19 protein-coding genes and 1 pseudogene are annotated in these 23,952 nt (G+C 70.8%); 4 read left to right on the top strand and 16 right to left on the bottom strand.

The window, feature by feature from the left end:
* Window positions 1-131 precede the first annotated feature (131 nt).
* Genes ACZ4MF_RS29785 through ACZ4MF_RS29775 form a run of 3 tightly spaced genes read left to right on the top strand, consistent with a single transcriptional unit; the run spans window position 132 to window position 2,093 of the window.
* Entirely contained in the window at window positions 132-794 is a 663-nt protein-coding gene (locus tag ACZ4MF_RS29785) for a hydrolase (protein WP_362819857.1), read from the top strand.
* A 56-nt stretch (window positions 795-850) separates the two neighbouring features.
* On the top strand, window positions 851-1,375 hold the full coding sequence (locus ACZ4MF_RS29780) for a DoxX family protein (RefSeq protein ID WP_467494938.1): 525 nt from the start codon (window positions 851-853) through the stop codon (window positions 1,373-1,375).
* Window positions 1,356-2,093 (top strand): YoaK family protein, encoded by a 738-nt coding sequence (locus ACZ4MF_RS29775; protein ID WP_467494937.1) that lies wholly within the window; start codon window positions 1,356-1,358, stop codon window positions 2,091-2,093. The genes ACZ4MF_RS29780 and ACZ4MF_RS29775 overlap by 20 nt, the downstream gene beginning before the upstream one ends.
* 38 nt (window positions 2,094-2,131) lie before the next feature.
* Here the strand turns inward: ACZ4MF_RS29775 and ACZ4MF_RS29770 are convergent.
* The 7 genes and pseudogenes from ACZ4MF_RS29770 to ACZ4MF_RS29740 form a co-directional block, all read right to left on the bottom strand.
* Window positions 2,132-2,560: pseudogene (locus tag ACZ4MF_RS29770) on the bottom strand (thiamine pyrophosphate-dependent enzyme); the annotation flags it as partial.
* Between the two features lie 439 nt (window positions 2,561-2,999).
* On the bottom strand, window positions 3,000-3,803 hold the full coding sequence (locus tag ACZ4MF_RS29765; RefSeq protein ID WP_467494936.1) for a maleylpyruvate isomerase N-terminal domain-containing protein: 804 nt from the start codon (window positions 3,801-3,803) through the stop codon (window positions 3,000-3,002).
* A 12-nt stretch (window positions 3,804-3,815) separates the two neighbouring features.
* On the bottom strand, window positions 3,816-4,634 hold the full coding sequence (locus ACZ4MF_RS29760) for a hypothetical protein (protein ID WP_467494935.1): 819 nt from the start codon (window positions 4,632-4,634) through the stop codon (window positions 3,816-3,818).
* 263 nt (window positions 4,635-4,897) lie between these two features.
* A complete protein-coding gene (locus ACZ4MF_RS29755) occupies window positions 4,898-6,592 on the bottom strand; it encodes an ATP-binding cassette domain-containing protein (protein WP_467494934.1) in 1,695 nt (564 codons plus the stop codon).
* Window positions 6,589-8,355: an ABC transporter ATP-binding protein/permease gene (locus tag ACZ4MF_RS29750; protein ID WP_467494933.1), complete on the bottom strand. Its 1,767-nt coding sequence runs from the start codon at window positions 8,353-8,355 to the stop codon at window positions 6,589-6,591. Before ACZ4MF_RS29750 ends, ACZ4MF_RS29755 begins: the two co-directional genes overlap by 4 nt.
* Entirely contained in the window at window positions 8,352-9,632 is a 1,281-nt protein-coding gene (locus ACZ4MF_RS29745; RefSeq protein ID WP_467494932.1) for a cytochrome d ubiquinol oxidase subunit II, read from the bottom strand. Before ACZ4MF_RS29745 ends, ACZ4MF_RS29750 begins: the two co-directional genes overlap by 4 nt.
* The gene (locus ACZ4MF_RS29740; protein WP_467494931.1) at window positions 9,625-10,989 is read right to left on the bottom strand and encodes a cytochrome ubiquinol oxidase subunit I; all 1,365 of its coding nucleotides are present in this window, start codon (window positions 10,987-10,989) and stop codon (window positions 9,625-9,627) included. Before ACZ4MF_RS29740 ends, ACZ4MF_RS29745 begins: the two co-directional genes overlap by 8 nt.
* A gap of 203 nt (window positions 10,990-11,192) precedes the next feature.
* Here ACZ4MF_RS29740 and ACZ4MF_RS29735 point away from each other — a divergent pair, with 203 nt between their 5' ends.
* Window positions 11,193-12,854 (top strand): MFS transporter, encoded by a 1,662-nt coding sequence (locus tag ACZ4MF_RS29735; protein WP_467494930.1) that lies wholly within the window; start codon window positions 11,193-11,195, stop codon window positions 12,852-12,854.
* Window positions 12,855-12,904: 50 nt separating this feature from the next.
* Here ACZ4MF_RS29735 and ACZ4MF_RS29730 read toward each other — a convergent pair whose 3' ends face one another.
* The 9 genes from ACZ4MF_RS29730 to ACZ4MF_RS29690 form a co-directional block, all read right to left on the bottom strand.
* A complete protein-coding gene (locus tag ACZ4MF_RS29730) occupies window positions 12,905-13,306 on the bottom strand; it encodes an SsgA family sporulation/cell division regulator (RefSeq protein ID WP_467494929.1) in 402 nt (133 codons plus the stop codon).
* A gap of 172 nt (window positions 13,307-13,478) precedes the next feature.
* Window positions 13,479-14,453 (bottom strand): AraC-like ligand-binding domain-containing protein, encoded by a 975-nt coding sequence (locus tag ACZ4MF_RS29725; protein ID WP_467494928.1) that lies wholly within the window; start codon window positions 14,451-14,453, stop codon window positions 13,479-13,481.
* Window positions 14,454-14,580: 127 nt separating this feature from the next.
* Window positions 14,581-15,396, bottom strand: coding sequence for a carbohydrate ABC transporter permease (locus ACZ4MF_RS29720; protein WP_467494927.1), 816 nt, complete (start codon window positions 15,394-15,396; stop codon window positions 14,581-14,583).
* Window positions 15,393-16,322 (bottom strand): carbohydrate ABC transporter permease, encoded by a 930-nt coding sequence (locus ACZ4MF_RS29715; RefSeq protein ID WP_467494926.1) that lies wholly within the window; start codon window positions 16,320-16,322, stop codon window positions 15,393-15,395. Before ACZ4MF_RS29715 ends, ACZ4MF_RS29720 begins: the two co-directional genes overlap by 4 nt.
* Window positions 16,294-17,502: a sugar ABC transporter substrate-binding protein gene (locus ACZ4MF_RS29710; protein ID WP_467494925.1), complete on the bottom strand. Its 1,209-nt coding sequence runs from the start codon at window positions 17,500-17,502 to the stop codon at window positions 16,294-16,296. The genes ACZ4MF_RS29715 and ACZ4MF_RS29710 overlap by 29 nt, the downstream gene beginning before the upstream one ends.
* 181 nt (window positions 17,503-17,683) lie before the next feature.
* A complete protein-coding gene (locus ACZ4MF_RS29705; RefSeq protein ID WP_467494924.1) occupies window positions 17,684-18,448 on the bottom strand; it encodes an alpha/beta hydrolase in 765 nt (254 codons plus the stop codon).
* 91 nt (window positions 18,449-18,539) lie between these two features.
* Window positions 18,540-21,287: a helix-turn-helix transcriptional regulator gene (locus ACZ4MF_RS29700; protein ID WP_467494923.1), complete on the bottom strand. Its 2,748-nt coding sequence runs from the start codon at window positions 21,285-21,287 to the stop codon at window positions 18,540-18,542.
* 872 nt (window positions 21,288-22,159) lie between these two features.
* Window positions 22,160-23,404, bottom strand: a complete 1,245-nt coding sequence (locus ACZ4MF_RS29695; protein WP_467494922.1) for an MFS transporter — start codon at window positions 23,402-23,404, stop codon at window positions 22,160-22,162.
* 203 nt (window positions 23,405-23,607) lie between these two features.
* Complete coding sequence (locus ACZ4MF_RS29690) at window positions 23,608-23,949, bottom strand: GNAT family N-acetyltransferase (protein ID WP_467494921.1); 342 nt, start codon at window positions 23,947-23,949, stop codon at window positions 23,608-23,610.
* Window positions 23,950-23,952: the final 3 nt, after the last annotated feature.

The following is a 23,952-nucleotide window of genomic DNA, read 5'->3' as shown; positions in this document are numbered from 1 at the left end:
CCTCCCGGGAGGGGCCCGGTCACGAACCGCCCCTCCCGGGACGCCGCCCCAACTCGCGCCGTCCACCGCGCGGTTGCGCTGGACAGCGGACGCCCGTCCGCGATCACCACACACATGGAAAGGCCACTGTCATGGTCAACGTCTCCGAGGTCACCGCGGCCCCCAGCCCTGACCTGCTCACCCCCGACAACTGCGCGGTGCTGTTCATCGACCACCAGCCGCAGATGTTCTTCGGCACCGGTAGCGGTGACCGCACCGCGATCATCAACTCGACCGTCGGCCTGGCGAAGGCCGCCAGGGCGTTCGACGTGCCGGTCGTGCTGAGCACCGTGGCCGCCGAGTCCTTCTCCGGCCCGATCCTGCCGCAGCTGTCCGAGGTCTTCCCCGACCAGAAGATCATCGACCGCACCACGATGAACGCCTGGGAGGACGTCGACTTCGTCGAGGCGGTCAAGGCCACCGGCCGTAAGAAGCTGGTCATCGCCGGCCTGTGGACCGAGGTCTGTGTCGTCCTGCCCGTGCTCTCCGCCCTCGCGCAGGGCTACGAGGTCTACGTGGTCACCGACGCGTCCGGCGGCGTCAGCCCGCAGGCCCACGAACACGCCGTCCAGCGCATGGTCCAGGGCGGCGCGGTCCCGGTGACCTGGGTGCAGGTGCTGCTGGAGCTCCAGCGCGACTGGGCCCGCGGCGAGACCTACATGTCGGTCATGGACGTGGTGAAGGAGCACGGCGGGACCTACGGTCTCGGCGTGGTCTACGCGCAGGCCGTCATCGGGGCCCACGCCGCCGGCTGATCCCCGCGCCTTCACAGAGAAGTCAGGGACAGAGTGTCAGGAACAGGCAGGAGAAGATGAACGCTGGACTGCTGGTCCTCCGGCTGGTGACGGGACTCCTCATCGCCGGCCACGGAGTTCAGAAGGTGAGCTTCCGGCTGGGAGGTCACGGCTTGGCGGGCGGGACCGAGGAGTTCCGCCACGACGGGTTCCGCGGCGGTCGGCTGACCGCGGTCGTCGCGGGTGCCAGTCAGATCGGTGCCGGTCTGTTCCTGACCGCCGGACTGCTCACGCCTCTGGCCGCGATGGCGGCCATGGGCGTGATGACGGTCGCGGGCACCGTCAAACGGCCCAAGGGTCTGTGGGTGCAGAACGACGGCTACGAGTACCCGCTGGTCCTCGTCGTCGTCTCCGCGGCGCTGGCCCTCACCGGGCCCGGCCGGTGGTCGCTCGACCAGGCGCTGGGCGTCTCCCTCTGGCCGCTGTGGGTCGTCCTCCCCGCGATCGTGGCCGGCCCGGTGAGCGGACTGCTCACCCGCGTCGTGCTGCACCGTCCGCCCACCGAAACGGAAAGGAAGCGGTATGCGCAGGCTGCTGAATGACGCGGTACGCACACTTGTACCGACCGGAGAGGACCGCCACGGCCCGCTGCCTCCCCTGATGCTGACGCTCACGGTGGTCACCGGTCTGGTCGACGCGGTGAGCTATCTGGCGCTCGGGCACGTCTTCGTCGCCAACATGACCGGCAACGTGGTGTTTCTCGGGTTCGCGCTGGTCGGCGCCGCGAACCTCTCCGCGCTCGCCTCCGTCGTCGCGCTGGCGGCGTTCCTCGTCGGCGCGCTCGCCGGAGGCAGGCTCGGCACCCGGTTCGCGACGCACCGCGGAAACCTGCTGAAAACGGCCACCGCCGTGCAGACGGTCCTGGTCGCCGTCACCGTGGCCGCCGCCGCGGTCACCGATGGACGGGTCACCACTGCGGTCCAGTACACCCTGATCGTGTTCCTCGGGCTCGGCATGGGGCTGCAGAACGCGGTCGCCCGGCGCCTCGGCGTCCCGGACCTCACCACGACCGTACTGACCCTGACCCTGACGGGACTGGCCGCGGACTCCACCCCCGCCGGCGGTGCGGCGCCACGGCCCGGCCGCCGGATCCTGTCCGTGCTGGCGATGCTCCTCGGCGCCTTCGCCGGAGCCCAACTGGTGCTGCACGGCCACCTCGTGCTCACCCTCGGCCTGGCCCTGCTGCTCCTCGCCCTCGTCTCCGTGACCACCCACCGTCTCTCGGCCGCCGACCCGGCCTGGACCCGGTCACGGTCCTGAGACCGGCACCGCTCGCCCCACGAGGGCACCTGATGCGTCCGGCTCGCCGACGGCGCGAAGCCGCTGATCTGCTCGGTGGCGATCTTCGGGGGAACGGCGAGCGCGGCGGGATCGGTCACGACGTCGACCAGCGCGGGCCCCTCGTGGGAGAAGGCCTCCCGCAGGGCGACGCACACCTCGCCGGGCTTCTCCACCGGCAGGCCGTACTGGACGCGGGTCAGGGAGTCGCCCATCAGCATGGAGAACCCGCCGTCGCCGCAGAGGGAGACGACTTGCCGGCCGCGGTCGAGGAACTGGGCGCCGACGGCCCGGGGCAGCGCGTTGGCCATCGACCCGTGCACGCACGAACCGAGGATGCGGCGACGGCCGTTCGGAGTCGGACAACGGGCCGCCCCCACACAGCACATGCCCGTGTCCACGGTGAACAGCGCGTCGCCGGCGGCCGCTTCATACAACGGACCCACGACGGTCTTCCACTGCTCCAAGTGCGGCACGACGCTCACCCCGGACCTGACCGCCTTGCCTGCCGTCCCCACCGTTCCGGGACTCGAAGACCCCCGGCCCAAGGGAGCACGGCAGGCCCCGCCGACCGTTCCGAAGAGCTGCCACGCGATTGAAACGGAGCCCTGGGGAGCCCTCTTCGTCGTGCAGGACGACCCGGAGAACCCAGTGCCGTCGCAGCCCCGCGGGACTCTCATGGCCACCGAGGAACGCTTCGTCGCCTCGGGAGGGGGCCGCGTCAGGTGCCGAACAGGCGCACCGATCAGCTTGTGAACCGCCGCCTTGGTCAGCCGCTTCGCAGCCGTGACGGTCTGCTCCCCTCGCGGCCCCGAGGCCACCATGGCGTGGTTGCAGCCGTTGGCGGGAGGCATGCCCCGGGGCGTACGAGGTGGCGCATCTCACGTCCTATTCATCCGGGTCCCAGGCGCTGAGCTGCTCGAAGAGACGTCGGTCGCCGTCGAGCTTCAGGGAGTTGATCGGGATACGGTCGTACAGGATGAGGACCAGCTCGCTGGCCGTGCCCCGAGCGGAGAAGAAGGCGGCGGCCGCGTCCGGGTCCTGGCCGGCACCGGTGGCCGGCATGGTGCCGGGCCCGGGGAGGCGGGCGGTCCGTGCGCCGTCGGCGGAGAGCGAGAGGCGCCAGGAGCGGCCCTCGGAGGCGTGGAAGTCGAGGGCAGCGGGCTTGTGCGGCCAGGCACTTGTCGTTGCGACGCAGGTGGACAGGAACTCGTCGACACCGTCGAGCGCCACCTCGTCCGGCAGCGGCTGCGGGGCACCTACGGTGATCTGGGCGTCGTACGTGTGCACCGCCATCTGCTGGAGCTGGTGCCGGGCTACGGCACCGGAGGTCTGCGGCGACTGCGACGTCCCCCACCACGTCCAGCAACCGCGATCCGGGCCGGCCTTCCGCAACGCGTCCAGCAGTTGCTCCGTGGACTGCGCCAACCAGGCCAGCAGGGCCTCGCGCTCCCGAGGCGCAGCCGGGGCGCCCTCCGCTGCGGACTTGGCCGGAGCAGGCCCCGCGGCGACGGTGGCGGCCCAGTCGCGGCGCCCCTCGCCGATGTGCTGCGCCAGATCGAACAGCGTCCACTCGGGGCAGGTCGGCACCTGTACGTCGAGGCTGGGCGCGGAGGCGACCGCGGCGCGGAAGGCAGTCGACCGTTCGTCGATCAGCCGCAGCAGAACGGGGAACTCGAGTGTCACTGTCACCCTGAATCTCTATCACTGCGTTCCGACGATCGGACAGCAATTTTCACAGCCGCCATCGCATGAATGCTCATCTGCGAGAGTTCTGCGGCAGGCCTCGGAGTGACCGTGGGCGTCGGCCCCGAACACCCGCAGCCGCGGCTGCGGGGACCAGGCCTCGAACAGAACCCGGAACTCGCCGTGCGCGCCGATGGCGTAGGCCCGTACGGCTGTGACGTCCTCGTTGAGCATCGACGACGAACTCCCAGAACGCCGCGCTCTTCGGTCCGAAGGCGCCTCCGGTGTCCGGGACGACGAGGCGGATCCCGTCGGTGGACCAGCCGGGCAGCGCGGCCAGTTCACGGCGCAGCCGGTGCGGCATTCCATGGGCCTCGGCATCGGCAGGTTCTGGCGGTACGTGGCCTCGACGACGGCTGCGGCGTCCCGCCGGACCGACGGGGCGATGGGCTCTGCCGCCTCGCCCCGCAGCGCGATGTTGCCCAGCCCGTCGAACGGCCGGACCGAGTTGTCCGGCGCCGCGGAGGCGGTCACCACCGCGGGCAGTGGACCGGTGGTCGCGGTGACCTCGGCGACCCCGTCCTCGGCCCGGTACGGGTCTTCTCCGAGGACGACCGCCAGCGCCTCTCCTGGGTAGCGCACCCGGTCCTTCACGAGCGCCGGCCACTCCCGGCCCGCGACGGCTTCCTCCGTGGCGAGCCTGTCCGGCAGGGTGTGCGGAACCGCAGGGAGGCCCGGCAGATCCGCGGCCGACCAGGCGCCCACGACCCCGGGAACGTCACGGGCCGCCGTACAGTCCACGGCCCGCGGCAGACCATGGGCGACCCTGCTTCTCACGCATGCGGCATCGAGACATCCCGGCACGTCGATATCGGCGACGTACCGTCCTTTTCCGGTGAGCAGCCACTCGTCCTCGTGCCTCGTCCATTGCGTCGTGACAACCCTCGTCGGTCTCCTTGCGTGAGCCCTTGGCGAAGAGAGGACCCCGTTCACCGTGGGGCGAGAAGAAGACGGAACTGTCCATGCCGCGGCACGCGGCGTCGGCTTGCCAATCCGCTTCGCTTTTCTCCCTCGTCGTTCGTTTCGCCAAGGGATGTCTCTCAGTGCACCTCCGGCTGCACCTCCGGCCGATCCACGATTGCCGCCTGGGAAGTGGGCTTCAGCCGCAGGACCTGGGTGGCGGCGAAGGGCATCAGGTCGTCGTGCCGGTCCGGTAGGGCGATCACCAGGGCGCTGTCCGGCAGGGCGCGACGCACGCCCGTCAGCATCCGCACCGCCGTGGGCGCGTCGAGGCCGGTCGTCGGCTCGTCGAGCAGGAGGACCGCCGGTGTCCGCAGGACCGCTCTTGCGATCACCAGGCGGCGTCGCTGACCCTGTGAGAGCGCATGGCCCAGGGGGCCCGTCGGGGTGTCGAGAGGCAACCGCTCCAAGGCCGCGGCCGCCAGCGCGGCCCGAAGGGTGTCGTCGTCCGCGTCCGGGGCGGCCTGCCGGAGGTTCTCGGCGATGGTCGCGTCGGCGATCCAGTCCTCCGCCTCGACGAGGGTGAGGCAATCGGCGATCGCATGGGCGGGCAGGGACTCGACCGGGACGCCGTCGAGCAGCACCGACCGGGGCGCGGCGGGGGAGATGCGCCCCGCCAGAGTCTCCAACAGGGTGCTTTTGCCGCTGCCGTTGGGTCCGGTGACCATCACGACGCTGCCGGGTTCGATCACCGCGGACCACCGGGTGCGGTCGTCGCCGACGCCCACGGGCAGGTGGCGGGCCACCAGGGGTGCTCCTGTCGCGCCCGGGAGCGGCGACTTCGACGCGGACATGGTCGACGGTTCGTCCGGCGGGACGCGGTGCGCCAGGTCCGTCAGCCGCTGGGCGGCGTCGGTGGCCACACCGTGGTCGCGGAGCACGTGCGGGAGCGCCTCCATCAGCTCGTACGCGGCCGCGACCAGCAGCACCTCGCCGATGGCGTCGGCAGCCGACCGCGTGAGGACAGGACCGGACAGCGCCAGGACCAGGACCGCCGTCTGGCCGGCCACGGCCAGCAGCCGCAGCAGCAGCTTGGACCGGCGCATCAGTGACTCGGCCGCGGTCTCGGCCTGCCGGGCCCGGGCGACAGCGTGCGCGACCTGATCGCGGACCAGGTCGACGGCGTCCAGGCAGCGCAGCTCCGGAAGAGCTGAGCGCGCGCTGAGCAGCGCGGTGCGGGCAGTGGCCCAGGCTTCTGCGGCCGTCCGCCGATGGCCACGGGTCCGCCGCTCCGCGGTCACCGCCGTGGCTGCGCAGAGCGCGAGCAGCAGCAGTTCGGCCGCACCCGACGGCCGGCTCGCCGCCATCAGCAGAGTGACGACGACGGCGGCGGTCAGGCCGATCCCGGCCAGCGGTGGGACGACCTGGCCGGCCATCCCGCCCACCGCGCCGACGTCGCTGGTGAGCCGGCCCATCAGGGCGCCGTCGCGGTGGGTGCGCAGTTCGCGTGCCGGCACGGTGGTCGCGGCGCGGACCAGCCGTGAACGCAGTGAGACGGTCGCACCGAGCAGAGCGCCGTGGCTGACCAGGCGCTCCGAGTAGCGCAGACCGGTGCGGCCCAGGGCGAGAGCGCGGACCGTCCCCGAGGGATACATCCACGACCAGGTGGTGTTCGCCTGCGCGGTGACCACCGCGCAGGAGGTCAGGAACCAGCCGGAAACCCCCAGCAGACCGGCGGCACACAGTTCGGCGGTCCCGGCGAGCACCGCCGCGAACAGCAGGTCGCGGCGTGCCCGGTGGTCCGCCGCGGTCCACAGCAGCCTGAACGCGGTCACCGCGTCTCCCTGATCCGGGACGCCCGTCCCTGGCTCAACCGCACGATGTCGTCGGCGATGTCGAGGAGTGCCGGGCTGTGTGTCGTCAGCAGCACGGTGCGGGTGCGCGCGAGTGTCCGGATGGCGCCGATGATCCGGGCCTCGCCGTGCGGGTCCAGATGGGCGGTGGGTTCGTCCAGACACAGCAGCGGTGTGTCGTGGAGGAGCGCCCGGACCATGACCAGTTGCTGCGTCTGCCCGGAGGACAGCCCCCAGCCGCGCTCGCCGACCGGGGTCGCCAGTCCCTGGGGGAGTGCGGCCAGCAGGTCCTGGAAGCCCAGTGCCGTGAACGCCGCGGTCAGCTGCTCGTCGTCGGCGCCGCGGCGGGCCAGCAGCAGGTTGTCGCGCAATGAGCCCGGGAGGAGGTAGGAGGGCTGTCCGGCCCATGCCGTCGTGGCCGGTGAGGCGGGCAGGGTCGCGGAACCGATGGTGTGCAGGCACCGCCCGCGGTCCGGGTCACGCAGACCTGCCGCCACGGAGAGCAGCGTGGTCTTTCCGGCGCCGCTGGGTCCGCTGACGGCCACGATGGAACCCGGTCGCACGGTGACGGTGACGTCGGTCAGGGCCGCGTCGTCGCGACCCGGGTACCGGACCGTCACCTGCTCCAGGAGCACACCGGCCGGGCCCGGCGGGCGCAGGGCGTGCACACGGGTCGGCGGGCCGGCGGCCGGTGTGACGGCGGTCCGGTCGATGATCTCCGCGATCAGCTCGGCCGCCGCGGAGGCCTCGGCACGGGCGTGGTAGCCGCGGGCCAGTTCCCGGGCGGGCGCGAAGTACGCCGGGGTCAGGACCAGGACGAACAGCGCGGTGCCCAGGCTCATGGTGGACGGGACCACCGGCAGGTCGAGGTAGCCCAGCAGGGCGAGCCCGCAGTACGTGGCGACGACGGCCATGGCCACCGTGATGAGGAGCTCGATCCAGGCGGTCGAGAGGAAGGCCACCCGCAGTACGGCGTTGGTGCGCCTGGCCAGTTCCCTGTCGGCTGCCTCGGTCGCGCGTACCGCTTCCGCACCGGCTCCGAGGCCGACGAGCGTGGGCAGCCCGCGCAACTGGTCCAGCAGATGGGTACTCAGCCTCCGGGTGGCGGTGAGCTGGGCGTGCACGGCGGCACGGGTCCCCATGCCGATCACCTTCAGGTTGAACGGCAGCAGCGGGGTCGCCGACACCAGCATCAGCGTGACGGCCCAACTGCCCGCCAGGACGGCGGCCAGGATGACGCCGCTGCCCAGCAGCATCGCCCGCCGCGCTGGGACGTACGTCGTCAGCCACGGGCTCAGCCGGCCCACCTCGCTGTCCAGCGCCTCACCGAGAGCGGCGTCGGACACCTCCTCGGCGGGCGTGCCCGTGGACGGGAGTGCGGCCAGGAGAAGGCGGGCTCGGAGGTGGTCCCGGACGGCAGCCGCCCCGTCCTCGGCCACCCGGTCGGCCGCCGCGAGCAGAACCGCGCGCAGCAGCAGCCCGACGGCGACCAGGGCCGCACCGCAGAGCACGGGAGCCAGGGCCACATCCCCGTGCGGGTCCCGCAGCGCGGCCTGCGCCGTCCAGCCCAGCCCCGCCGCCCACAGCACATGACCCGCGGCCGCCAGTCCGCGCAGGGTGCCGGCGCGCCGGAACGCGGGTTCGCCGACCGCCGCCCATCGGGTGAGCAGTCCCGCCGCCCGCTGCTGACTTTCGTCGTCTCGGACGAGATGGCCGAGATGGTCGGGGATGTCGGTCACGGTCACTGGTCGGCTGCCTGGAGGTCGAACTCGCCGACGGCCGCCGAGCGGCGGTCGGACCAAATCCACACGGCCAGCGCGGTCACGGCGAACACGGCGACACCGACCGGGCCGATCCACACCCGCACGCCACCGAAGACGTCCTGCGAGACGGCGGCCACCGCGACGGCCAGAAGGCTCAGGAGTACGCGCCGGGCGACAACCACCGCCCATGGACCGTCGCCCGCGGCCGGGACCACCGCCGCGGCCTGCCCCGTGGCAGCCGCGGTGTCGGACGGCCGGCCGGCTGCGGCGGTGGAGGCCGGTGGCCGCGCGAACTTCCCTCGGATGACCCACCACGCGTAGATGTTGTAGGTCAGGACGACCGGCATGCATCCACCCACACCGATGAGCAGGAACAGCTGCGACCCGTGCGGGCCGGCGGCCGCGTGCACCGTCAGGTCGGGCGGGACGACGACGGGTGCGGTGACGGCGACGAGCGCGAGCAGGCCCGCGGCCTCCGTACCGGCCACGGCGGCGAACGGACGCCAGTCGGGCCGGCGGCCGAAGCCGTACCAGGCGATCGCCGCGCAGACCACGGCCACCGCCACCGCGAGGCCGAACAACGTCGCGCGGAGCGGCTGGTCGAGGCGCAGGGGCTGCGGGTCGGCGAGCCGGAGCCCGAATCCCAGGACCAGGCCGGCCACCGTGACCGCCAGGAGCAGCGGTCGCCCCAGCCGGCCCGCCCACTCGTGGGCGGTTCCCGTGGTCTTGTCCTGCAGCCATGCGGCACCCGCCAGCAGGTACACGGCCACCAGCCCCAGGGCGCACAGCACGCTGTAGGGCGTCAGCCAGTGCCAGGTCCCTCCGGCGAACTCCCCGCCGTGGTGGGGCAGTCCGGACAGGACGGCCCCGGCCACGAGCCCCTGGCACACGGTCGCCACCAGAGAAGAGATTCCGAAGACGAGGCCCCAGCCGCGCCGGTAGCCGGGGGCGGCGCTCTGCAACTCGATGGCCGTGCCGCGCAGCACGATGGCGAGCAGCATGAGGATGAGCGGCAGGTAGACCCCGGGCAGCACGGTGGCGTAGACGCCGGGCAGGCCCGCCCACAGCATCACACCCGCCAGGATGATCCAGCTCTCGTTGGCGTCCCAGGCGGTCGCGATCAGCTCGTTGTACTCCTTGCGCCGCCGGTCGCTGCGGTCGAACAGGCTCAGGATGCCGATGCCCAGGTCGTAGCCGTCGAGCAGGACGTAGGCGCCGAGCGCGAGCAGGACCAAGGCGTATGACGCGTACTCAAGCATGGCTGGTCTCCGTGGAGTGGACAGCGGCGCCGGCATCGGTCACCAGGTGCTCGGGGCCGGTGCGCACCGTGCGGACGATGTAGCGGATCCACAGCCCGAGCAGCAGAGCGTAGACGGTGACGAAGCCGGTGAGGCCGGCGATCGCCGCGCCGAGGGAGAGGTGCGAGACGGCGTCGCTGGTGCGGATCAGGCCGTAGACGACCCAGGGCTGCCGACCGGTCTCGGCGGTGATCCAGCCACCGCTGACGGCCACGACACCGGCCGGCGCCATCCAGACCATCAGCCGATGGAACCGCCGGGCGGTGTACAGCCTGCCGCGCAGCCGCAGCACCAGTCCGGCGAAGGCCATGCCGAACATCGCCAGGGCGGTGAAGTACATCGCCCGGAAGCCGTAGAAGGCGGACCACATGTCGGGGCGCTCGTTCCTGGGTGTCTGCAGCAGTCCGGGGACGTGTGCCTTTCCGGAAAGGTCCTTGCCGATGACGGCGCCCAGGTGCGGGATCTCGACATGGAACTTGTTCTCGCCCTTGTCCGTGTCGGGCACCACGAGCAGGTTGTAGCCGTTGTTGTCGGTCTTCCAGTTGCCTTCGAAGGCCTGGAGTTTCGCGGGCTGGTGGACACCCATGAATGCGGCGGTGGCGTCGCCCACGTACAGCTGTGCGGGCATCAGGATCGCCAGTACTCCCAGGGCGATGGACAGGGTGCGGCGTGCGAAGGGCAGTGCTCGCTGTTTGACGAGGTACCAGGCGGCGATCCCGCCGATGAACCAGCCGGCGCTGATCAGCACCGCCAGCAGGATGTGCGGGTACCGGTAGGCGAACGCCGGGTTGAACAGCACGTGCCACCAGTTGCTCGCCCGGAACTGGCCGTCGACCTCGGTGAAACCGGCCGGGTCCTGCATCCAGCTGTTGGCGGACAGGATCCAGGTCGTGGACAGCAGGGTGCCGACGACGAGCATCCAGCAGGCCAGCGCCATGGTCCGTGGGCGTACCCGGCCGTCGCCGTACAGCATGACGCCGATGAATCCGGCCTCCAGGAAGAAGGCCGTGATGACCTCCATGCCGATCGTGACACCGAGGATCGGACCGACCGCGTGGGCGTAGCTTCCCCAGTTGAGGCCGAACTCGAAGGTCATGACGGTTCCCGCGACCACGCCGAGGCCGAATCCGACCGCGAATATCTTCTTCCAGAAACGGAATATCTGGAGGTACAGCGGATTCCCCGTCCTGAGGTGGACCGTGTACATCACGGCCAGGAAGACGGAGAGCCCGACGGTCAGTGCGGGAAAGCTCATGTGGAAGACGGCGGTGATGGCGAACTGCCATCGTGAGATCTCCACCACTGCGGGCGATGCCATGGTGTTTCCCCTTGGTCGAGCGAGTCCTGGGGGCACCGTAGGGCCGGTCGGCGGGCGTCCTTTGTCTCTCGGCGCATGGCACGTGTTCCCGCAGCGCAACGCGCTCAGAGGCCACAGGCGGTGCGCTCTCGGTCAACCGGATCTCACCGATCGCTCCTATGGTGGCCCTCGTTTATGCCCGTACGGCTCCGGCAGGGATCAGCATGAGCGCTGCACCGTCACCGAAGGACCGCCCACGATCCGATTCGGCCTGGGCCCCGTTCGCGGCGCGCGTGTTTCGCGCGCTGTGGATCGCGCAGCTCGTCTCCAACATCGGCAGCTGGATGCAGACCGTCGGCGCACAGTGGCTGCTGGTCGGGCACAACGCCGCGCTGGTGACGCTCGTTCAGACCGCCTCCAGCCTCCCCTTCGTACTGCTGGCCCTGCCCTCGGGCGTCCTGGCCGACCGGTACGACCGTCGCCGGGTGCTGCTGACCGCGCAGTTCGTCATGCTCGGTGTGTCCACCGGGCTGACGGTGCTCGCGTTCGCGGATGAACTCACCCCGGGGCTGCTGCTCGGCCTCACCTTCCTGCTGGGATGCGGCACCGCTCTGATGGGCCCCGCCTGGCAGGCGATCCAGCCCGAGCTCGTGGAACGCAGCCAGTTGGGACAGGCGGCCGCGCTCGGCGCCGTGAACATGAACCTGGCCCGCGCCCTCGGCCCCGCGCTCGGCGGAGCGGTGGTCGCGGCGGCGGGCGCGGGCTGGGTATTCGCCTTCAACGCCGCGTCCTACCTCGGCATCGCGGCCGTTCTCCTGCTCTGGAGGCGTCCTCCGGCTCAGGCGCCCGCAGCTCAGGGTGAGAAGCTCCTGACGGCCCTGCACGCCGGCCGCCGCTACGTGTGGTACGCGCCCGGCGTCCGTCGGGTCCTGTTGCGTACGGTGCTGTTCATACCCGGCGGCGGCGCGCTGTGGTCGCTGCTTCCCCTGGTCGCGGGCCGCTCCCTGGGCCTGGGTTCGGGAGGGTACGGGCTGCTGCTCGGCGCGGTCGGCGTCGGTGCCGTCGGTGGGGCCTTCGTGCTGCCCGCCGTCCGCCGGGCTCTCGGCGCGGGCGGCACTCTCGCCGCGGGCGCGGTCGTCTTCGCCGGAGTGCTGGCCGTACTGGCGACGACCCGGGCCCCCTGGCTCGCGGTGGTCGTGCTGCTGCCCGCCGGGCTGGCCTGGATCGGTGTGCTGTCCACCCTCAACGCCGCCCTCCAGACGAGGCTGCCCGGCTGGGTCAGGGCCCGGGGACTCGCCGTGTACCTGCTGGTCTTTCAGGGTGGGCAGGCCCTGGCGGCACCTGTGTGGGGCGCACTGGCCGACGGACTCGGGCTGACCGTCTCCCTCCTGGCCGGCAGCGGGCTGCTCCTGGCCGGCGCGGTGAGCGTGCGCCGCTGGCCGCTGCATGACACGAAGGCCATCGACCCGACCCCGTCCGACCACTGGCCCGTTCCGCCCCTGGTGTTCGAGCCCGGCCCGGCCGACGGTCCCGTGCTGGTCTCGGTCGTCTACCGCGTCGGCCCCGGGAACCGGTCCGCCTTCACCGACTGCATGGATCACGTGGCCCGTTCACGGCGGCGTACGGGAGCCCTCACCTGGGGGCTCTACCAGGACGGCAACGACCCGGAGCGGTTCATCGAGAACTACCTGGTCGCCTCGTGGTCGGAGCATCTCGCCCAGCACCACGGCCGGCTCACGGCGACCGACCGCCGGTACGAGGAGCGGGCCCGCCGCCTGCTGGTGAAGGGCACGGCACCGGAGGTGACCCACGCATTCGATGCCGCCGCGGGCGCTGTGGTGCCGGAGACGGAGGAGACCGCCGACGCGATGAACACGTCGGGGTGACGCGCTCGTCCTTGGCATCGTCGTCTCCGGCGTCCTCGGCCCAGGCCGGCTCAGTCCCGCCTGTCGGTGAGCTCGGCGAGGGCACGGTCGATGTCGATGTGAAGGCTCTCCGTGCCCGGAGGCACGAGCGAGACCGTCCGCTGCACGAACGCGCCGACCGCTGACTCCGCGATGTCGATCAGCGCCGCGCCGGCGGCGGACCGCAGGACGACGCGCACGGAGTTCGGACGGCAACGGTGCCGGGGAATCACCAGCACGTCCCCGGCACCGGTAGGCCGGCGCAGGCCCTCCGTGAGCAGTGAGCGGGCGAACACCCAGTGCACGGGTCCGGCCGCGGGCGCGCCGAGGGAGAGTCGGACGGCGTAGGGGTCGGACACGTCGTAGTGCAGCTCCGCGGGCAGCGGGGCCGGCAGCTCGTCCGGGACACTGACGAGCACGGTCACCATGCACATGACCGAAGCTTCAGGCTGGATCATTTCATTCCCCAACAAGGGCTGCGGGAGCGGATTTCCTTGGAATAACCCTAAAATCCCGGAGTCGGGCCCTCTTGTCGCGGAATGCATGGAATATGACACGAGAAAGAACCGGGCAGAGGTACTGGCGCCAAGCTCTGTCCCGGGCATGTTACCCAGTCGTGCGCCGTTCACCGGACAGGCCGTGAATCTGCCAGTCGCGCGGCGCTATGCCATAAGCGGCACGGAAAACACGGCTGAAATGGCTGGGGCTCACGAACCCCCAGCGTCGGGCGACGGTCGCCACCCCGAGTCCGAGAGCCGGGGACCGCAGAAGGTCCCGACGGCACCGCTCCAGTCGCTCCGTCCGGATCCACTCCCCGACGGTGGTTCCCTCCGACTGGAACAACTTGTGCAGGTAGCGCACCGAAATGAAGTGAGCGGCGGCGATCGTGGTGGGTGACAGGTCCGGGTCGGAGAGGTTCTGCACGATGTGGTCCTTCACGCGCACCATCATGGCCGCGGCGCTTTCAGGAGCCTGAGGTCTGAAGCGGCCGCGCCGCTCGTTGATGAACAGTGCCAGCAGGTCGAGCCCGGTGGCGAGGAACTGACGGCCGACGAAGTCGTCGAAGCCCGCTGCTTCGCGCGCCATGCGCGCGAAATAGGTCGCGACCAGTGCGGCACTTCCGTCTCGACCCGAGAACGCTCTCGCAGTCAACGCCTGCAGGTCCTCGTCCCGCACGCGAAGTTCCTTCCGTGGGAACTGAAAGGAGGTGAAGTGGAACTCGCCCTCCACCTTCTTTCTGAACACCCGAGACGAATCAGAAATGGAGAAATCTCCCGGCTCTATCAGGCACTCTCTCCCGTCCTGCTCCTTGACGGCGCTGCCCCTGCGCTGAAGCGTGACGATGAGGTATTCCTTCCCGCCCCGGGCTATCAGGCGCTTGCTGCGCGTCACCTCCTGAGACCCCGCCCGGACGTCCGACACTTGTGTGGCACCCAATTGGTGGGTGACGATTCTTCCTGGCGACGGATCTTCCTCCAGGATATTGACATCGAGCGGTACGAACGTCTGGGACACCGCTTCATGCCAGCGCTCTATCCGGTCGGCTGCGGACAACTCCGCGGTGGAAAGGACGACGGACATCTGCCCCCCTTGGCATCGTGATCGACAGGCGAAGACCCGGCGTGCCTTCCAGAACACCGTGTCAGCCGGCCTGGGCCGGCACATCGCGTGAATCCGCTAGATCAGGGGTGCCGGACTGAGATGCCCCTCACGTGACGGCTCCGCCGGTGGCGCCGGCGGCGACGTAGCGCTGAGCGACGACGAGTAGTACGGCGGCGGGGACGGCCGCCACGACCGTGGTGGCCATGACGGCGTTCCACTGGTTGGTGTGGGCACCGATGTACTCGTAGATGCCCAGAGTGATCGGCCGAACGGTCTCCGTGGTGGTGAGTGTGAGGGCGAAGAGGAAATCGCTCCAGGTGAAGAGGAAGGTGAAGACGGCGGCGGTGATCAACGCGTTCCTGCTCACCGGGAGCACCACGGAGCGGAAGACGCGCAGCCGGCCGGCGCCGTCCAGGTGCGCGGCCTCGATGATCTCCCTGGGAATGTTCCGCATGAACGCACGCAGAATGACGATCGCAAAGGGGACCCCCGCGGAGGAGTCGGCGAGGATCAGACCGACGTAGGAGTTCAGCAGCCCCAGGTCGCTGTAGGCGCTGTAGAGCGCGTTGGCCACGACGATGCCCGGCACCATCTGTGTGACCAGGATGCCGAGGAGCACGAGGTTGGTTCCACGGATGCGGAACTGGGCCAGCGCGTAGGCCGCCGGCGCCGCGAGCCCGAGGCTGAGCGCGACGCTGCCGAGGGCTACGACGAGGCTGGTGACGAGGTTGCGTCCCTGATCGCGCAGCGCGGTGGCGTAACCGCTGAAGTCCGGGTGGAAGGGGAACCAGCCTCCCCGCAGCGTGTTTCCCGTCGGCTGGAGGGAGGCGTTCACCATCCAGTAGACGGGAAACAGCATCAGCGCGAGCAGGACGACCCCGACGACGGTGGAGAGCCGGCCACGGCCCGGTGCGCGCTTCACGTGATCGCCTCTCCGACGTTCCGGGCGCGACGGTTGGCGCGCAGGTAGACGAGGGCGAAGGCGAGCGAGAGGACGATCAGTACGTTGCTCATCGCGGCACCGCGCCCGAACTCGAACTGCTGGAAGGACAGTTCGTAGGACCGGGTGGCGAGGGTCTCCGTGGCGTCTGCCGGTCCGCCGCCCGTCACCACGAGGATGATGTCCAGCACCTTGATCGTGTAGACCGCGCCCAGCACCAGCACGACGCTCACCACGGGCCGCAGCAGTGGCCAGGTGACATGGCGGAACGACGTCACCGGGCCGGCGCCGTCCAGCTTCGCCGCCTCGTACAGGTGCGTGGGGATGTCCTGCAGGCCGCCGTACAGGATCGCGGTGTTGAAGGGGATTCCGACCCAGATGTTGATGAGGATCACCGACACCAGCGCCTGTGAGGTGCCGGTGAGCCAGGGGACGCCGGACGACGAGAGATGGAGGCCGCGCAGTGCTGCGTTGACGACTCCCGTGTCGGGGTCGAGCATCCACCGCCACGTCGCTCCGGAGACGACCAGCGGCAGCAGCCACGGCAGCAACAGGAGCGAGCGCAGAACGCCGCCGAGCGGGAAGCGGCGCTGGAAGAACAGGGCGAAGCCCAGACCGAGGACGAACTGCCCGCACAGCGAGCCGGCGGTGAACAGGAGCGTCGTCAGCAGGGACTTGGCGAACAGGTCCGAGGCCAGGACCTTCGCGTAGTTCTGCAGTCCCACGAACGGCGCGGCGCCCGTGTAGAACGTCGTGGTCGTGTACTGCTGGAAGCTCATCACGACGTTCTTGACGATCGGGTAGCCGAAGAACAGCAGCAGGTACGCCGCGGCCGGCACGAGGAACATCCACCGGGCCAGCCGCTCCCGCCAGCGCGGGTCAGTTGCCGGTCGCGATCCGCTGCGCATGCCTGAGGGCTTCCTCCGGTGTCTGCTCGCCCGTGAGCGCGGACTGGATCGCGGTGTACATGCCGGTCGCCGCCTTGGGCCACCTGACGCCGAGTTCGCCGGTACGGGCCCGTGCCGCTTCCACGCTCTTGGCGAAGGCGGCCATCGACGGGACCTGCTCTGCGTACTGTGCGGCCACCGCCGGGCGGGAGGGCACGGTGAAGTGCTGTTCGGCCAGGGCCAGCATGGTCGAGGAGCTGTTCAGGCAGGCGAGTACCTGAGCGGCCTTCTGCTGCCGGGCCTTGGAAGCGCTCTGCGGGACCGTCCACACCTCACCGCCGAGCGGTGTGACAGCGGTCTGCCCCGCCCGGGGGACGGGGAGGGGGGCCACTCCCCAGTGCAGGCTCTTGTCCTGGTCCAGGGCGGGGATCCGCCAGGGGCCGTTGATCATCATGGCCGTCCTGCCGGCGGCGAACTGATCGTGGACGTCGGCCTGTGTCCAGTTCAGCACCGACTTCGACATGGACCCGCTCCGCACCAGGTCGACCCACAGCTGAAGCGCCTGCGCCGCCTGCGGGGTGTCCAGATGCCTCTCGTCCCCGCCGTTGGACCACAGGAAGGGCAGGAACTGCCAGGTGCCCTCGAAGGTGGCGTTCGCGTCGACCGCCATGCCGTAGCGTCCGGGACGGGTCAGCCTGGCCGCCGCCGTCTTCAGCTCGTCCCAGGTCCTCGGTACGGCGACACCGGCCTTGGCGAGCATGTCCTTGTTGTAGAAGAGGGCGATCGTGCTGACGTAGGGGGCCAGTCCGTACACCTTCCCGTTGTAGGTGCCCGCCGACAGGATGCCCTTGGCGTAGCCGCCGGAGTCGATGCCGTACTGGCCCAGTGGGGTCAGCGCTCCGGTCTGTGCGATCTGCTGGAGGTCGGGGTTGTCCAGCATCAGCAGGTCGGGAAGGGTCCGGGACGACGCCCGCTGAAGGACCTTGGGGACGAGGGACGCCCCTGGAACGCTCGTCTGCTCGACCCGCACACCGGCGCTCTTGCCGCAGGAGGTGAGCATCTCGCCCCATTGGGAGTGTTCGGGTTCGTCGGTGTAGTAGTCGAGCGCGGTGATGGAGGTGACCTTGCCCGGGGCGGACCCGGCACCGGTTTTGCCGCCGCACCCGGTGGCGGTGAGCACCAGGGCGATGGTTCCGGCCAAGAGGGCGGCGATCCGACGCGCAGGCGGTCTGGCCGGTGAGATCATGCTGGTGCCTTTTCCGAGTGACGTGACGTCTGTGGGCGGGGTCCGTGTCGCGAGGGCGGGCGAACTGCAGGGCTGCCGTCAAGGACGTCCATACCGGCATCTTCCGTTCGCCTGCATGTTATCGGGTTTCACCTGCTCAGAAGGCCTGTCGAAGCACGTCGACGTCGCCGCGACCACGGCCCCGGTCGGCGGCCTCCCGGATCATCGCCGCGACGGCGGCGGGCTGCGACAGCATCACGGCGTGCGAGCCGTCCAGTATGTGTTCGGTGGCCGCCATACGCTGTGCCATGAAGCGCTGAGCGGTGGGGTTGAGTATCCGGTCGGCGGTCGCGATGGCGTACCAGGCCGGCTTGGAGGCCCATGCCGGCGGGCCCGATCTGGAGGTCAGCGCCCTGTGGGCGATCGGGCGTTGCGCCACGGACATCGCATCCTGCACGCGTGCCGGCAGGTCGGCGCCGTACACCTGCGGGAACTGTTCCCTGCGGATGTAGAGCTCGCTGTCCGGGCCGCCGGGTACCTGGGTGGGCAGGGCGGCGGTGATGGTCGCGTCGGCCACCGGCGCGGGGGCGAAGCGGTGCGTGATGTCCAGGACGCTCTCGCCCGTGTCGAGGCCGAACCCCGCGACGTAGCACAGCGCCACGACGTTGTCGGCGTCGGTGGCGGCGTGGGTGATGACCGCGCCGCCGTAGTCGTGGCCGACCAGTACGACGGGGACAACGATGTCGCGCACCACGCTCCTGATGTAGGCGGCGTCCTGTGCCAGGCCGCGCAGCGGGTTCGCCGGGGCGCGCACGGTCAGTCCGGCGGTGTGGAGAAGGCTGGTGACCCTCGCCCAGGACGAGGCATCGGTGAACGCCCCGTGCACAAGCACGATGGCCGGCGGTGGGGGGACAGGTGCCATGGCGGTGCCCTCCGATCGAGTTCGGTTCCCAGCCAAGTGGGTTCGGGCACGGCGGGCATCGCGCGAACGTACCAATCACCCGTGGCTCCGCTCAGTTGTCGGGCAAGGCCGTGACCAGGTTGGCCAGCTGAACCCGGGAGTTGACCGACAACTTGCGGAAGACCGAGGTCAGGTGAGTGTTGACCGTGTGCGGGGAGACGACGAGGACGTCGGCGGCCGACCGGTTGGTGTGGCCCTCGGCGATCAGGCGCGCGACCTTCTTCTCCGAGGCCGTGAGGGCCCCCCATCCCTGGACGGGGCGCTGTGCGGTCGCAGCCCTGTGGCTGTCGGTCCCCGCACCGTCCAGACCGCGCTGCAGGCGCGCCGCCGCGGCGTGGGCGCCTGACTCGGCGAACGTGTCACGGGCCTGAGCCAGGGCGGCCACCGCCTGAGGTCCGCGACCCGCCGTCAGGAGCGCCTGTCCCAGATCGGCGCAGGCGGCGGCCCGGACCAACGGGCGAGGGCCTGCCCTGAGGAGCTCCACGGAGTGTTCGAGCATGGCGAGATCGTTTTTCACGAGCCCGAGGGCCTGTGCCGCGATGCCCGTGGCGGTCGGCACGGCAGGGTTGCGCGCGGCGTGGGCCTCGGCCTGTGCTGCCAGGTCCTCGGCGAGGTCGTGCTCGGCGCCGCGCAGGGCCATGCGTATCGCGCAGTCGACCCAGTCGCGCAACAGCCGCCAACGCATGAAGGAACCTTCCTGCTGCACCTGTCGGATCTTGTCGACGGCAAGCCCGATGTCCCCGTCGGCCTCTGCGTGGACCGCCTCCAGGAAGCGCACCGCGGCCGTGTTGCCCGGGTTCGGTTTGGCCACCAGTCTTTCCCGCGCCGCGACCAGGTGGTCCCGCGCCGCCTCCCGGTCGCCGCGCAGCAGGGCGATCCGGGAGCGGATCACGCGACCGTTCACCTGCTGGACGGGTGTCTGTACGTCGTCTTCCAGGCGCTCCATGGTCGCGAAGTCGGCGTCGGCGTCATCGATCCGGCCGAGTCCCAGGTCGTACTGGCCCTGCGCCCACAGCATCATCGCCTGACGCATCGACCCGGTGTCGTCCGCCGCCCGCAGGAGGAGCCGTTCACCGGACGCGAAGTCGTCCACGTGCAGGTGCGCGACGATCTCTTCGGGAAGGAAAGCGGAATCGAGGGCGCTGAGCGCGGCAAAGCGCTCCAGCGCGACCGCGTTGTCACCCGCGTTCTGTGCGATCTCGCCGAGCCCGGACAGGGCCAGGACGTGCGCCTCCCGGTCACCGGTCGCGGTGGCGGCCCGCAGCGCGGTCTCACCGGCCTCACGCGCCGCGACAAGATCACGTCCCCGGGACAGAGCCAGCGCCCGCAGGGCGGCCAGCCTCGCCGCGACCTCCGGGGCCGCGCCCCCGATTCCGAGGGCCGATTCGGTCCGGCGACGCAGTTCCTCCGCGAGATCCAGGTTCCACAGCGTCCCGCCGAGGGCGGCCTGCAACCGGCTGAACACCTCCAGCGGCGGTCGGCCGGCCAGCAGCCGGTCGCCGACGGACAGCGCCTCTCGGTTCTTGCCGGCCCGGGTCAGGAAGAGGATCGCCTGCTCACCCGCTTCGAACCTCAGCGGCCCTGCGGACGGCGCCAGTTCCAGGGCACGCGTCATGAGGTCGGCCGCGAGACCGGGCGTGACCGGCAGCACGTCCTCGGCGGCTCGCCGCAGCAGTGCCACGCACTCCTCGTCTCCGGGCAGGGCGCCCCTGAGGATGTGCGGCACCGCGTCGGTCGGGCGGCGGCCCGCGGAGACGAGGTGGCCGGCGGCCTCGCGGTGCAGAGCCTTCCGGGCCGACGGCGGGATGTCGACGTAGACGGCCTGACGCAGCAGATCATGCCGGAAGACCAGATCGTCGCCGTCGTCGTCCAGGAGTCCGGCGCGGATCGCCTCCTCCAGCGCAGGGATCAGCGTGGCGGGCGGTTGGCCGTACAGCGCGGCTGCGTCATGGAAGCCGAACCTGCGCCCCAGCACGGCTCCCATCTGAAGGAAGCGCAGGGTGCTCGGCTGCAGGGATCTGAGTCTGCCGCGCACACCCACCACAAGTGTGGAGGGCACCAGATCACCCGAGGCCTCGGCGGTACCCAGTCCCGTGAGCATCTCGACCGCGAGAAACGGGTTCCCTCCAGCCCCGTCGAGCAGGTCCCGGACCCGCTCGTCGACGGCTGCCCCCAGGGTGTCGTCGGCCAGTTGACTGATGGCCGCGCAGGACAGCGGCCCCAAGGACACAGTGACCGTCGGGAGTGTGCCGGCCGCGGCTGTGACGATCTCTTCCGCCGGCCCCGTGGGATCCGGTCGCCCGGCCAGCATCCACAGGACGGGCGAGGTGCGCAGGCGTGCCGGAAGCTGCTTCAGGGCGAACCGGCTCAGCGGGTCGGCCCACTGCACGTCGTCCAGGGCGATCAGGACCGGCGCACTGCCGGCTCTGGATTCGATCGCCTCCGCGAGGCGCTCCACCAGCCAGATCCGCTGGTCCTGATTCCGCGCGAGATCGGCGAAGGCGACGCCGGACAGCAGTGGCTGGTCGCCGTGCAGGACGCTGGCCGCCAACGACGACAGCGGCACGATGTGATGCAACTCGTCGGCCTTGCCGAGGCCGACCGAGAATCCCGCCGCCCGGGCCCGGGAGACGGCCTCGGTGAGCAGCGTGGTCTTGCCGATGCCGGGTTCCCCTTGGAGCAGGGCCAAGGCGCCGCTTCCGGTGCGGGCCACCGAGGCGATCAGCGCCTGAAGCTCTTCGAGCTCGCCCTCTCGGCCGCGCAGACCGCTACGGGACAGTGAGCCGTTCGACCCCGACACCTTTGCCCCTTCCTGTCCGTACTCGCCTGCCGAAGCCCGGCTCGGCGCTCCCCCGAGTTGTCCGAACACACGGAGACGCGGGAGGGCGCCTGTGGAGTCCCGCAGGACGCCGCTCCCCACGAGCCCACCGTGCGTCGCCTCATCGTCGCAGGTCAAGCCCATCGTCTTCGAGTGCTTCGCCGCTGACGGCGCCCGGTCGTGCTTCTCGCTGCAACGGGGAGCGTGGCGGAGATCACCCGGCGTCATGCGATCGGTCCCCTCTGGAGTCGGGACATGCCCGTCGACCACGGGTGACGTGACGGACGACGCAGCGCCGCCGCGAGTGTCGCGCCAGCGGCTCGGAGGCATGCCGTACGCGGTGGGGAAGAGCCGGCTGAAGTGGCCGGACTGCTGAAGCCCCAACGGCGGGCCACGCAGGAGACCGAAGAGCTTGAAGAACTTGTGGAGGGACTGGACGGACGCGCCGTGCGCAGCCGCGATGGTCTCCGGTCCGGGCTCGGATCCCCGAGGTGCCGGTCCACGCCGGCGCGGACTTCCCGGGCCTGGGCGTATCGGGACCCGGCCGGGTCCGCCACGTCCCCGGCGGCCCGCCCGGTGACGAGGGTGGCCACCAGGTCGGTGATGTCGCGGGCCGGTCGGCCGGCCACGCGCTCGGGGCAGTCCGCTGACCTCGGTGGTCCTTCCGCCCTGTTGCGGCACAGCTCCGGCGTCCCCCACGACGGTGTACAGGCAGAGGCCCATGGGCCGTTCGCGTCTCCCGCCTTCCCTCCATCCAGGCGGACGCGCTGCTGGGCGCCTTGGAGTCCAGGCCACTCGCGGCCGGCTGAGGGACAAGCCGACCGCGAGCTGAGCCCGACCTGCGCGGACCAGAGTTACGGGCCTGCCGGGCTCGGCTCTGCTGCCGCTCCCCTGCGACGTTCGGTGGTCCAGTAGAGGAGGGCGAGGAGGGGGAGGGCGCCACCGAGTGAGGTGAGGCCGGTCCAGCCTCCGGCGTGGTAGACGACCGATCCGAGCTGCGATCCGACCGCGCCGCCCACGAAGAACATGGCGATGAAGGCGCTGTTGAGGCGGGCGCGGGCGGCGGGGTCGAGCTGGTACACGGTGTGCTGGCCGAGGATCAGGGTCGTCTGTACGGCCATGTCGACGACGATCGCTGCCAGGGCGATCAGCACGACGCTGTGTCCGCCGAACCCGGCGAGTGCGAAGGCCAGGGCGGCGGCCCCGAAGGCGATGCCGGTGATGGGGCGGACGAGCCCCCGGTCGGCCCAGTGCCCGGCGAACGGGGCGATGGCCGCTCCGGCCGCGCCGACGAGGGCGAACACGCCGACCCCGACGGGGGAGTAGTGGAAGCGGGGGCCGGTCAGGACGAAGGAGACGGTGGTCCAGAAGGCACTGAAGGCGCCGAACATCGCCGCCTGGTAGAGGCCGCGGCGCAGAAGTGCGGGGTGCGTGCGCACCAGCCGGACGGTGGAGCGCAGTACGTGGTGGTACGGGATGGTCGTGGTCGGCGCGTGCTGCGGCAGGGCGGCGCGCAGGGCCACGGCCAGCACGGCCATCAGCGCGGCGGAGCCGAGGAAGACGACGCGCCAGCCGGCGACGTCCGAGACCAGGCTGCTCAGCGTGCGGGAGAGCAGGATGCCGGTGAGCAGGCCGCTCATCACTCGGCCGACGACGCGGCCGCGGGCGTGGTCAGGTGCGAGGCCGGCGGCGAACGGCACGAGGATCTGGGCGACGACCGAGGTGGCGCCGCTGACCAGCGAGGCGATCAGCAGCATGGGGAAGCTGGTGGCGACTCCCGCCGCCACGAGGGCGAGGGTGGTGACCGCCAGCAGGACGGTGACGAGACTGCGCTTCTCCAGCCGGTCGCCGAGCGGCACGAGGAAGAGCATGCCGATCACGTACCCGACCTGGGTGAGAGTGATCAGTGCCCCCGCGGTGGCCGTGCTGGTGTGGAAGACACCGCTCAGCGAGGACAGGAGGGGCTGGGCGTAGTAGAGGTTGGCGACCGTCATGCCGGAGGCGACGGCCAGGAGCGCGACCAGCCACCCCGGCACGCCGTGCGGGGCCGTTGCGGTCGTGGGTCGACGCGAGGCCCTGAGGTCGGATGATGCGGACATGTGCACCTTCTTGGCGGGGCGAGCCGGGAGACCGGCGCGGGCGGTAGTGCCGTGGATGGCCGGCAGCTTCCTCGATGCCGTCACGCAGGCGTAAGCGTCGGCGCGCCCCGCATGCTTCCCCGTCCGAGGTGATGGTTCGGGATGTCAGTCATCTCCACCAGAGATGGGCGAACTTGCGGAGCCCGTACCGCTGGTGCCTCGGGTCAGCGCGCCAGCTCGGTCTCCAGCCATCGCAGGACTTCGGGGGTCACCGGATCGGCCACGTCGGCGAACTCGTCGTGCTTCCTGAGGAACTTCGCCACGTAAGGGCAGACCGGCACGATGCGTTTCCCGGCGGCACGTGCGTCGGTCAGGGCCTGCTGGACGAGGATCGAAGCCAGACCCCGCCCGGCGAAGGCGTCGTCGATCTCGGTGTGGTAGAAGACGCGCTGGCCATCGTGGTCGCGGTAGGCGGTGAGGCCTGCGGTGCTGCCGTCGACCAGTATTTCGTACCGGTGCCTGGCAGCCACACGCTGGACGGTCGGAGCGGCGGCGGGCTGTGTCATCGT

This window comes from Streptomyces sp. NPDC025793 (assembly GCF_055558375.1).
The sequence above is the reverse complement of the archived record's forward strand: the minus strand, read 5'-3'. Positions and strand labels throughout refer to the sequence as shown.